We start from the raw sequence: 13,297 nt of genomic DNA, 5'->3' as shown, positions 1-13,297 counted from the left end.
TGACATTTCATATAGCAAGACATACTTTTGCTACTACTGTTACATTGTCTAATGGAGTACCGATTGAAAGCGTGAGCAAAATGCTGGGGCATAAAAATATTAAAACTACACAACAATATGCTAAGATCTTGGATGAAAAATTGAGTAACGACATGTTAACTCTAAAAGGTAAACTTGGAGAACAAAAATAGTCGTTCTTGCTCAATTATCTTGGTAGAACAGTCATTAATCGAAAACGGAAAGTCTAAAATAATTACTGTTAAGGGACCAAGACGAGCATATCTTCAAACTCTTTCATCGATGATTTGATTTGTTTGAGCCAAATTAAACAGGAACTGGTTAATCAAATATTTATTTTTTAATATTCTACAATTTAATTTTTATGTATTCAGAATAGTAAAAATTGAAATAATTTGATATTAGTTTACTTTGATTGTCTTTTCTCAAGATTGAATTAAAAAAATATAGAATGTTTAATTAATGTATTAAGTAAGTTTTATAAGAATTTACCTTGATAAGTTAAATAAAATAGTTAACAAATAATAATGTCCGAATTTTGGAGGCTTCAGCAAGATAACAGTTATCAGTTTCAATACATACTAGCAATTAACAACTCTGAACTTTCAACGATACTTTTTGAACTTTTAATGAAATAAGTATCTCAATTCCTGATCTAATTTTGTCTTATCAAAATATAATTAAATACCTGAAATTTAAAATGAAAAAGACATTAATTATCATCACACATCCTGATATGGATAATTCGGTGATTAACAAAAGATGGCTTGCAGAATTAGAAAAACATCCTGAGAAGTTTCATATTCATCAGTTACACAAAGTTTATCCTGATCAGAAATTCGACATTGAAGCAGAGCAGAAACTGGTTGAGGAGCACGATCATATCATTTTCCAGTTTCCATATTATTGGTATTATGGCCCTGCATTGTTAAAAAAATGGTTTGATGAAGTTCTTACTCACGGCTGGGCTTACGGAAGCTCAAGTGGTTTTAAATTTGGAGGAAAGAAGGTTGCTTTGGCAATTTCATTAGGATTGAAAGAAGAACATTTACAACGTGGGACGCCGTTAAAATTCAACCTTGATGATCTCACTCATCCGTATGAAGCAATGTTTGATTGGATAAAGGCCGATTATCAGTCCCATTTTGCATATTACGGAATGACCTTTGAGCCGTCGGAAGAGTGGGTGGAAAGAAGCGTACCATTATATTTGGATTTTTTGGATCATTTTAATTGTGAGAAGGAAGATATAATTGTTGCTTAGTGCAAGTTACTAAAAGAGAGATGTTTAAGGACATCTCTTTTTTATATTAAAAATATGAACGCATAAAATTTTATCCATTACAAAATCAAAATTGTCCATTTTTTAGCAGTTTTAAATTCATCAGTTTTGCGGTCACAGCAAGAAAATTACTGAATAATGAAATATCTGAATTGCAGCAAAATTATCAAAGAAGATCCCGAGGTTTTATCTTGGAATGAGGATATTCAGGTAATGCATTATCAGGCTAATCAGGAAATCATCAGGGCTCATATGTGCGTTCCTATGAATATGATTGGTATTGTTCTGCACGGGACAAAAGAGATTTTAGGATGCGGAAGAAAAATGACTATTCCGGCAGGTTCAGGTCTTTTTATGAAGAAAGGTTCTTATCTTGTTTCCGACAAAATTGAAGATGAAGAAAAAGGATATGAATTAATGATTATCTTTTTTTCTGATGCGTGGCTCCAGTCGCAAATCGATACCATTTTCGACTGTAAAAATACTTCTGAAATCCAAGTTGAAGACTGTCTGTGGGGAGATATTGCTGTTCTAGAAGAAGATGAATTAATGAATTCTATTGTCGCTCAATTTAAATCTTATTTTGAGTTACATCAGAATAAAGAGCGTATACAAGTTCTATTACCATTTAAAATCAGAGAATTATTTCAGATTCTTATTTCTTCCCCAAAAGGTTATCATTTTGAAAAAAGATTACGCAGCTTTGATCATCATCAGAATCCAGATTTGGTTACATTAATGCAGAACAATTACAAAGAAAATATCTCTTTGGAACAATATGCTTTTCTTGCCAACTGCAGTTTATCGACTTTTAAAAGAAAATTTGTGCAGACTTTCAAAACCAATCCCGGAAAATGGATTATGCAGCGCCGATTGGAAGAGTCTTACGAGTTATTAAAAAACTCAGAAAAGAACGTTACGGAAATAGCATATGAAGTAGGTTTTGAAACTCCCGCTCATTTTATCGCATCATTTAAACAGAAATATAGAAACACACCGAAAAAGTTACGACAGCAACTTTAGCACAAAATCATTCAAAACTTTTCACGATAGTTTTTGAACTTTTTAAGAAATCATTTCATGCAAAACGAACCGAACTTTGTCTTAGAAATTTAAAGAATTAGAATTATGAAATTGTATTATTTTACAGACCCGATGTGTTCGTGGTGTTATGGTTTTAGTCCGGTGATGAAAAAACTGAAAGAAAGCTATCCGAATATTGATTTACAAATTATTTCAGGAGGTTTTGCACCGGAAAGCAAGCAGAAAGTAACCAAAGAATATAAAGATTTCCTTGAATACCACTGGAGAAATGTAAACCTTCGCAGTGGTCAATATTTTGACCATTCAATGAAATTTGTTTCAGATAGTTTTCATTACGACACAGAACCTTCAAGCAGGGCATTAGTTGTTGTCCAAAGGTTTTTACCGGAGAAAGATTGTGAATTTCTGAGTCTGATGCAGAGCGCATTTTATGTAGAAGGAAAAGACATTACCAATGCTGAGGTTTTGGCAAAATTAGCTAAAGAGATAGGGGTTGATAAGAATATTTTTCTGGAAAGTTTCCATTCTGAAGCGATGAAATGGAAAACTGCCCAAGGATTTCAATTCAGTAAACAACTAGGGGTAAAAGGATTTCCAACTTTACTGACCTTTGAAAATGGAATTGTAAAAATTCTTACGCACGGCTTCCAATCTTTTGAAAGTTTAAAAGAAATAATTGAGGAAACTCTAACAACAATGTCAATCCCTGAACGTGTCAGCGAGCAATCTTGCTCAGATATTTCCTGTGGATGTTAAGACTGTGAGTCGGCTATAATCTGTTAACAAATAGATTAGCCGACTTTTTAATCCGTTAAAACTTCAATTATGAAAAAGCAAAATTTTTCTTCATCCATTGAAAAGATTCAGGAAAACCTTAAAAAAGAACTTCCGGGAGAAAAAGCACATCAGATAATGGAAGCTCTTTATGCAAGCTATCTGACGTTACAACCTACTGAGAAAACCCGTAAAAGTGCTGTTTTGATGCTGTTATATCCAATTAACAATGAAATTTATTTTCCTTTGATTTTGAGAAATTCTTACAATGGTTTTCACTCGAATGAGATTGGTTTCCCTGGTGGAAGATTTGAAATTTCGGATGTAAATCTTCAAACGTCACTTCGTGAAGCTAAGGAAGAAATTGGAATAAATCCTGATGAAGTCAAAATTTTAGGAACATTAACTAAAATTTATATCGGTCCAAGTGATTTCAATGTATTGCCTGTGGTTGGATTTCTTCCACATCGACCAAATTTCAAACCTGATTCCCGTGAAGTTCAGCAGATTTTTGAATTAAAAGTGGAGTACTTTTCAGATCCGAATATTATAGGTTGCAATGAAATCAGTATTCCCGGAGATTTGGTGACAACACCTTATTATGAAGTCAACGGTCATAAAGTTTGGGGTGCAACAGCAAAAATAATTATTGAATTATTAACAGTGTTAAAACTTTAAGTTTTATTGCTTTGCTAGATATTCTGCGAATTTTTCATTCAATAGCTCACATTCGTGCTGTAAAATTCCTGATTCAATTTCCGGCTTATTTCCCCATTTCGTAACATTTTCCGTTTCAAGAATTTTAAACTCAGAAGATTTTCCACCTACAAGAGGAACGGAAACTCCGAATACCAACTTGGAAATTTTATGATGTCTTATAAGATAAGAGCACATAATACAAGGTTCGTGTGTTGAAAACATCACAGATTTCTCCAAAACATCCCGATAACCATTTTTTAAAGCATCCTTTACCGCTAAAATTTCGGCGTGTTGTGTAATATCTCCGCTTGATTTTCCTGATTCTATTCCTTTGCCGATAATTTTATCTTCAAAAACCAGAATAGAACCAACCGGTGGATCTCCTTTTTCCAAAGCCTGTTTTGCTAGTTCGATGCATTGAAGCATATATTGATTGTAGTTGTTCATGTTTTGTTCTAATTAGATTCTGCCCCTCTGTTGAAACCAATGGTATTCCTGTAAATTTGGGGCGAAATATCAGTTTTGTTCTTGAATAATCGGCTAAAATAATACTCATCTTCATAGCCGAGCTCGTAGGCAATTTCTTTAATTGTTTTGTCTGTAAGATACAGCTCTCTTTTAGCCTCGATAATAATTCGTTCGGTAATCAAATCAGAAAGCGTTTTATTAAAATGACTTTTCGTAATCCTTGCAAGCGACGCCGGAGTCTGGTTCAATAAATCTGCATAATCACTGGCGGAATGTTTGGTTCGGAAATTATCCTCAATCGCGTTTTTAAGGTTCTGAATAATAAACTGTTGCTTAATATTTGCGGTTTCGGAATTTTGAACGGTTTGCTGCTCCAGTTTAATTCTTGTAGCAGTAACCAGTAAAATTTTTAAGTATGAAATCAAGACCTCATCCTTTCTGAAAGCATCGTTTTTAAGTTCATTGGCAATTCCGTTGATCAAACTTACAATCGAACTTTTACTGAATTCATTCAGAACAATAAACGGTTGTTGATAGATATTATTGAACAAAATTCCATTCGCAGCAATTTCCTTATGATGCCTGTAGATACAGAAAAAATCGTGGTGAAACTGAATCGAAACTCCCATAATCGGTTTCGAAGACTGCAGCATAAAAGGCTGATAGGGATAAAATGCGAAAAGCGTGTTTTCCGTGAAAGAATAATCACACAGGTCAACCGTTGCAATACCTTCTCCCGAATTGATCAGGATTAAAGTAAAATAATTATTCCGCTGAATATGGTCAAAATAGCTGTTGTTATCAAACTCGAAAAGTTTGAAAGCCAGATTTCCGTTTTGCTCATTTACGAGCGTGTAGACAGATTGTGATAGCATTGCCTCTGCAATTTAATTATTATTTTTAAATCAGAATTGCCCTCTGAAAATTTCAAAGAGCAATTTAATGACAAGGTTAGAAAATCAAAATATCATAACCTTCATTTCTTAAATTTAGATGACTTGGCAAACCAGGTGTTCCAGGAACTTCGTTTTCATTCAATAATTCATACCCTGAAACTTCTGTTCCAAATACTGCCACACAACCTTTAGAAAGACCATGAACGTAAGCTTTTACTTCATTGTAGAGGCCGTGAACTGGATGATCTGCTTTTTCTAACTGTTCCGGCCATCTGATTCCTGTTCCCTGAAAAATGATTTTCACATCTTCACCTGCGTGCTTGAATTCATAAGCTGATGCCAAAGCATTGAACACTCTTCCTAAAGCTTCTTCCGATCCAGACTTTGGGTCAGAAAGAATAATAATTGCTGTTTTTTTCATTGTTTAAAAATTTATTTTACACTGCAAAGATGTGCGAATAAAGTAGGCTATAGAATGGATCATTTTTACTTTGTAATGGAGATTTTTTTAGCTTATTTTTGTTTAATCAAAAAAAAGCGAACTTTTTAATTAAAAAGTTCGCTCAAAGTATAATTTAAATGTTTATGAACCTGGCTTCACAAAGGTCTGCCATCCTCTCATCGTTTCAATAAAACGTTCACTGAGTCCACCTTTCCGAAGAAAGCCGGCTGTTACAGGCAATGGCGGACTGTCATATAACGGATTGACCATTACCTGAAGTGGAAAGTCCCGTTGAAGAATTCCGGCTCTGGCAATCAATACAAAATCACAACCTTCATCCAGTAATTCGCCAGCTCTTTGTGCGCTCATAATTTTTCCTGCAGCGCCCAAACGAACGCCCTTTCTCGGAAGATCCGTAAAAACACTTAGCATCGTTTGGCCTTGAAAATTTCCTTCTCTCACTAGTTGTGCAGAATCCCACAAAGCTAAATCAAGATAATCAATCATTTCCTTATCAAATATTTCGGCAGTGATGTCACGTAATTCTTCCAAACGCAAACCATATCGCTCTATCGACAAACGCCAACCAATCTGAAAATCGGGACCACAAGCTTTCCTTATTCCTTCTATTACTTCAATGGTAAAACGCGCACGATTTTCTACACTTCCGCCGTATTTGTCTTTACGGTCATTGAGGTTAGGCGAAAGAAATTCAGAAAGGATCCAACCAAAGGCACCATGTACAGAGACTCCATCAAATCCCGCTAATTGTGCTCTCTTGGCCGCTTCGATAAAGCTATCACGAATTCTTTCCACCTCTTCAGTTGAGATAGCTTTGACATCTTTTAATGTTTTACTCGATGCAGGAGCCGGAATTCCTCCAAACTCCGGTTTGGCTCTATGCCCAGCGTGATGAAGCTGTACTGCCGATAAAGCCCCTCCTTCACGAATTGACGTGGCCATTTTTGTTAATCCCGGCAAATGTTTATCACTGTGAATTCCCAATTGCCGCTCAAAAGCAATCGCTCCGGCTTCTACAGTAGATGCACTGGTTTGGACGAGTCCGTAACCGCCTTTTGCCAATTGTTCCATCCAGAACTGGTCATATTTGGAAGCTGTACCATCAAAATCACTTTGCTGGCTCGTCAAAGGAGCCATCATAAAACGGTTTCTCATCGGAGAACCGTGAAGAAATGTGAGAGGTTTAAATAAATCAGAAACAGACATTTTGTTTAATTTTTTTGTTTATCTATTTTGTCTGTAGCAAAGTTGGATTTTTATATGATCGTTAAAAATGGATGATTTTGATTATATGATGGATGTTTTTAACCTTAATAGAAAATGCCGGATAACTGAAGGTAATAATAGACTTGAATATTACTGAGGCGATACGACGTATACGCACCAATATAAAAAATGAGTTTAAATTTGTACACTTTGTAATTATTCAGCCAGAATAGATCTTAAAAATCGGGTGGAAGCAATTGATGATATCAACTTGGACTTTCTGGCACAATAAACTTGGACTTTCCAACAAAACATGCCATTGCTTTCAGACGATCTTTGCAGTATAAATTCAAAGAAAATGAAAGATTTAAATGGTAAAACAGCAGTCCTTGTAACGGGCGGCTCCGGTTTCATTGCTGATCACTGTATCATAAAATTACTTGAACAAGGGTATAAGGTAAGAACAACACTTCGTTCTCTTAACAGACAGGATGAGGTGAAAGATATGCTGAGAAAAGGAGGAATAGACGCATTTGAAGACCTCTCCTTTATGGAGGCTGATCTATCAAAAGATAACAATTGGGATAAGGCTGTGCAGGGGTGCACCTATGTTCTGCATATAGCATCTCCAACCCCCATTGTTAATTATAAGCACGAAGACGAAATGATCGTCCCTGCAAAAGAAGGTGTGCTAAGGGTTTTGAGAGCTGCGAGGGCAGCCCGTGTTAAGAGAGTAGTTCTTACATCTGCTTACGGAGCAGTAGGGATGGGAAATATAAATCGTACAACACCTTATACTGAAAAAGACTGGTCAAATCTTAAGGCCAATCTTCATCCTTATCAAAAATCAAAAACAATTGCAGAAAAAACGGCGTGGGAGTTTATCAGTAATGAGGGAGCCGGTCTTGAGCTTTCAACGGTTAATCCTGTGGCCGTAATGGGGCCGGTTCTCGGTACAGATTATTCCCATTCCAATCAGGTAGTGAAGAAGATGCTGGAAGGAGAGATCGGAGCATGTCCAAAAGTATACTGCTGCCATGTGGATGTACGTGATGTTGCTGATCTCCATCTCCTTGCTATGACACATCCGAATGCCAACGGCGAAAGATTTTTGGCTACCACCGGTAATGCTTTGTCAATGCTGGATGTTGCTAACATATTGAAAAAAAATCTAGGGGAGACGGCAGCGAAGGTTCCTACCAGAGAGCTGCCCAATTGGTTCGTCAGAACAGCTGCGATATTCAATCCATCATTACGGGTAAATATGCAGAAACGAGTGGGGATAAAGCGAAGCAGTTACTTAAGTGGTCACCCCGCTCTAGTGAAGAAGTAGTAATGGCTACAGCAAATTCAATGTTAGAGCTAGGTCTGATAAAAAAATAAGAAATAATAAATTCCAGCTGGCATGCATGTTGAAAAATTATTTTTACGCAGCAACTGGTAAAGCAATAATTATTACATTTATCATATGAAAGAATCAAGTATTGCTTCCTGTTACATGAGTGCTTCTCCCGGTACGGAGCAGTTTATCCCAGACCATTGTTTTATGTATCTGGTCTCGGGCTCAATGCTTGTTTATGATGGACATGTTATTCTATCACTAAGTCTTGAATAGTCAATAAAGTAATTTTCTTTAAAGTCCTCAAGTTTTCTGTAAACCTTATATTCGCTAGGTGCAAGGTATTGTGTTTTAATGGATGTTTTTTTCTTCATAATGGTAAAAAATAATTGTTAAAAATAAATAATTAATTTCTTGCTCCTCCAATATTGATACGTTAGAATTTTTCTTAATTTGCAATTATGTCCATTCCGAAAATGTTACAATGAAGTCTAATCCTTTCTTATTTTATTTTTTTTGCAACGAAAGATACTGAAGTAAGTTACGCTCACTTTGAATAGAAAAGCAAGTGATATAATTTTCTTTAAAATCCTTTAAACTTTCATAATAATTGTTTCTATAACTTTATGCTTTAAATTGTTTGACAGTAAAATAATGAATTTACAAATAGAATTACTGCAATTAATAGTTTAGATTTCATACTGACTATTGCTTTATTAGTACAACATTTTTTGGTAATGGATCAGGTCTCTGAGACTCAGGAAGACCATGATAAAAGCATGAAGTTTCTACCAAATCTGGATCTTGAAAGTACTTCCATTCCAATTTTGTTTTAGATGCATCAGTGAAATTTATTCTTACACTTCCTGTTATATCACACAAATCTGGATCAATATAAATTAATGAATATTTATTATCAATTTTTCTAAATCCACTACCATAAATTTTGGCATTATAATCAACAAGATTAATATTGTCAAAAAGAACTGTACCATTATTATCTTTTACTATAAATTTTGCAATTAGGTAATCCTTAAAATATTTCAAAGTAGTATTGTAATTTTTTGTTACTTTTTTGAATGTTATAAGAATAGTTCTGTTGTTCCAAGTCCCTTTCCAAGTTCCTTCATATGCAGGAAGCTCATTATTAGTATCTTTGAGATAATAACAGGCATCTTCGGGAACCTCAGTAAAAGTTCTTAAAGGAACTTCATTAGAAGATGGGCAAGTATCTGTAACAGGACCATGATCACGTTGTGCTGAAACATTGCTAAAAATCAAGGCTGACAATATGATAAGTAAATTTTTCATTCTATTTCTTTTTATTGGGGACATTCTGTTCTTGTTGTTTTATTATTTGAATCATAGTCAATTTTTTCAGATGACGTTTCACTTACTTTATAAACTTGTAATCCATCTATATTTCAAAAATTGTGAAAATACTCTTTCGACATTTTCTTGAGTGAGGGAATTTGTGTCAATTAGTCTTTCATATGAATCTTTATACCAGCTATCCCATCCTTTTAACTTATCTGCATCAATAGTACCCGGCCAAACTCTTTCCATGTTCCTGTTCCATTAATGTCACACGCAATTTTGCCTCAAATTTTTTTATGGAAAGCTACCAACTCAATTATTGATGGAAGCAATTGGTCATAGTAGTGAGGTTATGTTTCTAACATATATTAATACTTCGATAGAGAAAGATTGATTAAACTTAGTGATCATTTTGACAGGATGTATGAAGAAAGGTTTCTTCACGCATACCTATTAAGTTCATGATAACTCATAATATCGATCGTCCTTTAGTTAAATTTTCATCAGCTTCGTTTTCTTTTAGATATCTGATTTTCCTGTTTTCATTACAATACCTTATGGAACCAGATTGCACATATCTAAAATATCGAACTTCAGTAGGAAAATCTTCTTCTAGTCGGTTGAACTCTTTTTCCAGTTCCTGTGAATATCGATAGAATAAAGCGACCGCTCTATCTATCGCGGACTGTTCATCACAATTTTCTGACCTTTGAATAATTTTTACTACATGTGCGTACTCTTTAATTTCCTTCTTTTTAGCCTTGTAGGAATACAAGTCAAGAAGGAGTCCTATTGTATATCCTGAAATTTTAAAAGCCTTTGTAAAAGCCCCGCTATAGTAAGACGATGTTGGCAGGTCATCGTGCAGATGCCACAATAAGGCATACATTACCGGCATTGCTACATCGTAAGCCCTGCATTCCATATATTCTTCAAGAGAAACCTGCTGTCTTTCCACTTCTATTGTACGCTGAAACAATACTTCATCCAGATATTTATTTGATTCGAGTTTAAAAATCTCCTTTGACTCTTTTGACCAGCAAACTTCTGAACAAAAATTGGCAATAGGAAAAAACAATTTATCAATATCTGTCTCTTCGTTCAGTGCTCCTTTGAAATCTTTAATTTTCGCAAAAATGTCTACTAGATCAACAGAATTATCGAAAAACTGGTCATCAATTAATGCCCACACACTATAATAACTACAAATAGATTTAATTTTCTCAATATTGCCTAATGGATAAATATAGGCAGTATACTGGGCTCCAACAGCTATATAATCTCCATAAAGTTGTGTGTTTTCAGTCATTACATCGAAAAAACCTTCCTTAAAAAAATTCTTCATATGACTTACCAGTATATTTAATTGGGGATTAGTCATTGTAGGAAGGTTGCATTGAAATAGTGGTATATTCATGTTGGTGTAAGATTTATGGTTTTTGTTTTTAAATAAGCGAGTCGTATTGCAATCTCATATTGTCATTATGATTTGTATAAAATTAAATATTTTTTTAGTTAATAATTTTTTTCAACAGCTAATATTAACATCTATTGTAAGAGTCACTGTAATTGGGCGAAGTGAAATTTTGTGTTAAATGGTAGTCGTTTTAGTGTCCCTGATACAGATTATTCAAAAACAAAAGGAGTCCTTCATAGAAAGACTCTATCCAGTATTAAAATAATATAAAAGTTTCTATGTAAAAGTTTTCAGGAGTGTGTGAAGCGTTCAAATTTGATAAGATCTTTACTTGAAAAATAATACTCAAAATTACTATGTTGAATTATTTTAATGGTAGATTTTATGGTAATTAGTTGTAATTTTATAAACGATGTAATTTTTTTAACAAATAGCATTTGTATTTTTTTATCCTCAACTTCGGTTGGGGATTTTCATTAAAAACTTCCCCAGTTGAGGAAGTTGCTACCAAATAACAAAATTTATTCTAAAGCATATCATTTCAAATGCCGCGCGCTTAGATTTGATTTTTTATGATCGTAGTCATAGTTAGTAAAGTATCTTACCCTTTTCGATTTTAAGATGTGATTTTCCTCCATTTTTTTGACGGTTCGTATAACTGTTTCTACTGCCATACCAGTTAAATTCGCGATCTGTTGTCTTGTGAATGGTACTTCAAAAGAGCCAGCTACATTTCTTAAGTTGTAATCTTTGAGGTAATCTAAAATGGTTTTAATCTTTGTTGATGATTCAATACCCGATAAGTTGAATAGCATCAAATATTTATAGTAGAGTCTTTCGGACATGCATTGCATTAAATTTTGCATTACATCATAACTTTGGCTTGCCAGACTAGTAAATTCGGTTCGCGCAAGGGATAATATTTTACAATCTGTTTTAGCAACCGCGCTCATAGTATAAGACCTATCGGTAAATAATAAAGATTCTCCTATGCTTTGTCCGTCATTTAAAATGTTGTGAGTGAATTCTTTTCCGTTTTTCGTGGATATTAAATAATTCCACCGTACCGGTAACAATCTGAAAATAATAGCTTGGCTCATAGCCTTCGCGAAAAATCATTTCCCCTGGTGCAAAATGTTTGTAATCTGCACCATACTTAAATCTTCACTAATTATCATAATTCTAATCTTATGTGGTTATAAAAATGTTTTTGATAAAGATTAATTCAATATCTATTATCAAATTATAACCCATTTTTGTTTGTCGAGTGGTACTTAACATTTTTGGTGAATTTTAGAAATTATTGTAAATTCATAAGTCAATGTATATGTTTTCGACAAAACATTGATGTTTCTTTAGCCTGTCTTCGGACAGGTTTTTAGTATCCTGTAAAACTTTACCACTTGTTTTTTTTAACTATAAGTTTTATGGAAAGAAAAATCTTGATAGTACTGAACTTTTATAGTTGAATGTTGAAATAAAAAAGATGAACTTAAAGGTTCATCTTCAATATATTTAGAAAAGATTTCTATTAAGATCTGATAAATTCCAAAAGATCTTTATTGATGGTTTGATGCTCTGTAGTCGGCATTCCGTGAGGGAACCCCGGATATGTGATCAGTTTTCCGTTCTTTAGTAATTTAATTGATTTTAATGCCGCATTGGCAATAGGAACGATTTGGTCATCCTCACCATGCATCACCAAAACAGGAATATCCACAGCTTTTAAATCTTCCGTTAAATCTGTTTCTGAAAAGGCTTTAATACCATCGTAGTGGGCAACAATTCCTCCCATCAATCCCTGTCTCCACCAGTTTCTCTGCACTCCGTCTTTTACTTTCGCTCCTTCTCTGTTGTACCCATAGAAAGGGAAAGTCAGGTCATAATAAAACTGGTTTCTGTTGTTCATCGTCTGTTCTCTGATATCATCAAAAACTGACATCGGAACACCGTCAGGATTATTTTCACTTTGTACCATTACCGGAGGAATGGCGCTTATCAGAACCGCTTTTTTAGCTCTTCCATTCGAATATTTGTTAACATAACGGATTACTTCACCACCACCTGTTGAATGTCCGATGTGGACAACATCTTTCAGGTCTAAGAATTCGACTAATTCAGCGGCATCAGAAGCATATTGTTCAATAGTGTGATTGTAGATATTCTGGCTGGAGCGTCCGTGGCCTCTTCTGTCATGGGTAACCACTCTGTAGCCTTTCTTAAGGAAAAAGATCACCTGTGCATCCCAATCGTCAGAAGATAAAGGCCATCCGTGGTGAAACATCAGTACAGGTCCTTCTCCCTGATCTTTGTAAAAAATTTCTGTTCCGTCTTTTAATGCTAATGTGCTCATGTTGTTTATTTTTAATGTTAT

The 13,297-nt window shown here is 34.5% G+C and carries 15 protein-coding genes; 6 read left to right on the top strand and 9 right to left on the bottom strand.

Annotated elements, in window-relative coordinates:
* The 5 genes from ACJ5H0_RS05875 to ACJ5H0_RS05855 all read left to right on the top strand — a co-directional run.
* A partial coding sequence (locus ACJ5H0_RS05875; protein ID WP_411248023.1) for a tyrosine-type recombinase/integrase occupies window positions 1-191 on the top strand: 191 nt, incomplete at its 5' end.
* A 527-nt stretch (window positions 192-718) separates the two neighbouring features.
* On the top strand, window positions 719-1,282 hold the full coding sequence (locus tag ACJ5H0_RS05870) for an NAD(P)H-dependent oxidoreductase (protein ID WP_411248021.1): 564 nt from the start codon (window positions 719-721) through the stop codon (window positions 1,280-1,282).
* 156 nt (window positions 1,283-1,438) lie between these two features.
* Window positions 1,439-2,323, top strand: coding sequence for a helix-turn-helix transcriptional regulator (locus tag ACJ5H0_RS05865; protein WP_411248019.1), 885 nt, complete (start codon window positions 1,439-1,441; stop codon window positions 2,321-2,323).
* Between the two features lie 105 nt (window positions 2,324-2,428).
* Entirely contained in the window at window positions 2,429-3,100 is a 672-nt protein-coding gene (locus ACJ5H0_RS05860) for a DsbA family protein (RefSeq protein WP_411248017.1), read from the top strand.
* 69 nt (window positions 3,101-3,169) lie between these two features.
* Window positions 3,170-3,796, top strand: a complete 627-nt coding sequence (locus tag ACJ5H0_RS05855; RefSeq protein WP_411248015.1) for an NUDIX hydrolase — start codon at window positions 3,170-3,172, stop codon at window positions 3,794-3,796.
* Between the two features lie 3 nt (window positions 3,797-3,799).
* Here ACJ5H0_RS05855 and ACJ5H0_RS05850 read toward each other — a convergent pair whose 3' ends face one another.
* The 4 genes from ACJ5H0_RS05850 to ACJ5H0_RS05835 all read right to left on the bottom strand — a co-directional run bounded on the left by ACJ5H0_RS05850 (window position 3,800) and on the right by ACJ5H0_RS05835 (window position 6,850).
* Window positions 3,800-4,264, bottom strand: a complete 465-nt coding sequence (locus ACJ5H0_RS05850; protein ID WP_411248012.1) for a nucleoside deaminase — start codon at window positions 4,262-4,264, stop codon at window positions 3,800-3,802.
* An 8-nt stretch (window positions 4,265-4,272) separates the two neighbouring features.
* Window positions 4,273-5,160, bottom strand: coding sequence for a helix-turn-helix domain-containing protein (locus ACJ5H0_RS05845; protein WP_411248010.1), 888 nt, complete (start codon window positions 5,158-5,160; stop codon window positions 4,273-4,275).
* Window positions 5,161-5,236: 76 nt separating this feature from the next.
* Window positions 5,237-5,602, bottom strand: a complete 366-nt coding sequence (locus ACJ5H0_RS05840; protein ID WP_411248008.1) for a DsrE family protein — start codon at window positions 5,600-5,602, stop codon at window positions 5,237-5,239.
* A gap of 162 nt (window positions 5,603-5,764) precedes the next feature.
* Complete coding sequence (locus ACJ5H0_RS05835; protein WP_411248006.1) at window positions 5,765-6,850, bottom strand: NADH:flavin oxidoreductase; 1,086 nt, start codon at window positions 6,848-6,850, stop codon at window positions 5,765-5,767.
* 358 nt (window positions 6,851-7,208) lie between these two features.
* On the opposite strand from ACJ5H0_RS05835, the gene ACJ5H0_RS05830 reads away from it, so the two are divergent.
* Window positions 7,209-8,183: an SDR family oxidoreductase gene (locus ACJ5H0_RS05830; RefSeq protein ID WP_411248004.1), complete on the top strand. Its 975-nt coding sequence runs from the start codon at window positions 7,209-7,211 to the stop codon at window positions 8,181-8,183.
* Between the two features lie 711 nt (window positions 8,184-8,894).
* On the opposite strand, the gene ACJ5H0_RS05825 is transcribed toward ACJ5H0_RS05830, so the two are convergent.
* The 5 genes from ACJ5H0_RS05825 to ACJ5H0_RS05805 all read right to left on the bottom strand — a co-directional run bounded on the left by ACJ5H0_RS05825 (window position 8,895) and on the right by ACJ5H0_RS05805 (window position 13,276).
* Window positions 8,895-9,500, bottom strand: a complete 606-nt coding sequence (locus ACJ5H0_RS05825; protein ID WP_411248002.1) for a DUF6705 family protein — start codon at window positions 9,498-9,500, stop codon at window positions 8,895-8,897.
* Between the two features lie 475 nt (window positions 9,501-9,975).
* The gene (locus ACJ5H0_RS05820; protein WP_411248000.1) at window positions 9,976-10,923 is read right to left on the bottom strand and encodes a terpene synthase family protein; all 948 of its coding nucleotides are present in this window, start codon (window positions 10,921-10,923) and stop codon (window positions 9,976-9,978) included.
* Between the two features lie 536 nt (window positions 10,924-11,459).
* A complete protein-coding gene (locus ACJ5H0_RS05815; RefSeq protein ID WP_411248077.1) occupies window positions 11,460-11,915 on the bottom strand; it encodes a Crp/Fnr family transcriptional regulator in 456 nt (151 codons plus the stop codon).
* Between the two features lie 10 nt (window positions 11,916-11,925).
* Window positions 11,926-12,042 (bottom strand): hypothetical protein, encoded by a 117-nt coding sequence (locus ACJ5H0_RS05810; RefSeq protein ID WP_411247998.1) that lies wholly within the window; start codon window positions 12,040-12,042, stop codon window positions 11,926-11,928.
* Window positions 12,043-12,454: 412 nt separating this feature from the next.
* Window positions 12,455-13,276 (bottom strand): alpha/beta fold hydrolase, encoded by an 822-nt coding sequence (locus tag ACJ5H0_RS05805; protein ID WP_411247996.1) that lies wholly within the window; start codon window positions 13,274-13,276, stop codon window positions 12,455-12,457.
* Window positions 13,277-13,297: the final 21 nt, after the last annotated feature.

The organism is Chryseobacterium proteolyticum (genome assembly GCF_046591535.1).
Classification (GTDB): Bacteria; Bacteroidota; Bacteroidia; order Flavobacteriales; family Weeksellaceae; genus Chryseobacterium; species Chryseobacterium proteolyticum.
Note: the sequence above shows the minus strand (reverse complement) of the source record. Positions and strands in the feature narration are given on the sequence as shown.

What these genes read in the sequence shown, in the direction of transcription:
- ACJ5H0_RS05855 (WP_411248015.1), top strand. Translation starts at nt 3,170, where the DNA reads ATGAAAAAGCAAAATTTTTCTTCATCCATTGAAAAGATTCAGGAAAAC.
- ACJ5H0_RS05865 (WP_411248019.1), top strand. Translation starts at nt 1,439, where the DNA reads ATGAAATATCTGAATTGCAGCAAAATTATCAAAGAAGATCCCGAGGTT.
- ACJ5H0_RS05835 (WP_411248006.1), bottom strand. Translation starts at nt 6,850, where the DNA reads ATGTCTGTTTCTGATTTATTTAAACCTCTCACATTTCTTCACGGTTCT.
- ACJ5H0_RS05830 (WP_411248004.1), top strand. Translation starts at nt 7,209, where the DNA reads ATGAAAGATTTAAATGGTAAAACAGCAGTCCTTGTAACGGGCGGCTCC.
- ACJ5H0_RS05870 (WP_411248021.1), top strand. Translation starts at nt 719, where the DNA reads ATGAAAAAGACATTAATTATCATCACACATCCTGATATGGATAATTCG.
- ACJ5H0_RS05805 (WP_411247996.1), bottom strand. Translation starts at nt 13,276, where the DNA reads ATGAGCACATTAGCATTAAAAGACGGAACAGAAATTTTTTACAAAGAT.
- ACJ5H0_RS05825 (WP_411248002.1), bottom strand. Translation starts at nt 9,500, where the DNA reads ATGAAAAATTTACTTATCATATTGTCAGCCTTGATTTTTAGCAATGTT.
- ACJ5H0_RS05850 (WP_411248012.1), bottom strand. Translation starts at nt 4,264, where the DNA reads ATGAACAACTACAATCAATATATGCTTCAATGCATCGAACTAGCAAAA.
- ACJ5H0_RS05810 (WP_411247998.1), bottom strand. Translation starts at nt 12,042, where the DNA reads ATGATTTTTCGCGAAGGCTATGAGCCAAGCTATTATTTTCAGATTGTT.
- ACJ5H0_RS05845 (WP_411248010.1), bottom strand. Translation starts at nt 5,160, where the DNA reads ATGCTATCACAATCTGTCTACACGCTCGTAAATGAGCAAAACGGAAAT.
- ACJ5H0_RS05840 (WP_411248008.1), bottom strand. Translation starts at nt 5,602, where the DNA reads ATGAAAAAAACAGCAATTATTATTCTTTCTGACCCAAAGTCTGGATCG.
- ACJ5H0_RS05820 (WP_411248000.1), bottom strand. Translation starts at nt 10,923, where the DNA reads ATGAATATACCACTATTTCAATGCAACCTTCCTACAATGACTAATCCC.
- ACJ5H0_RS05860 (WP_411248017.1), top strand. Translation starts at nt 2,429, where the DNA reads ATGAAATTGTATTATTTTACAGACCCGATGTGTTCGTGGTGTTATGGT.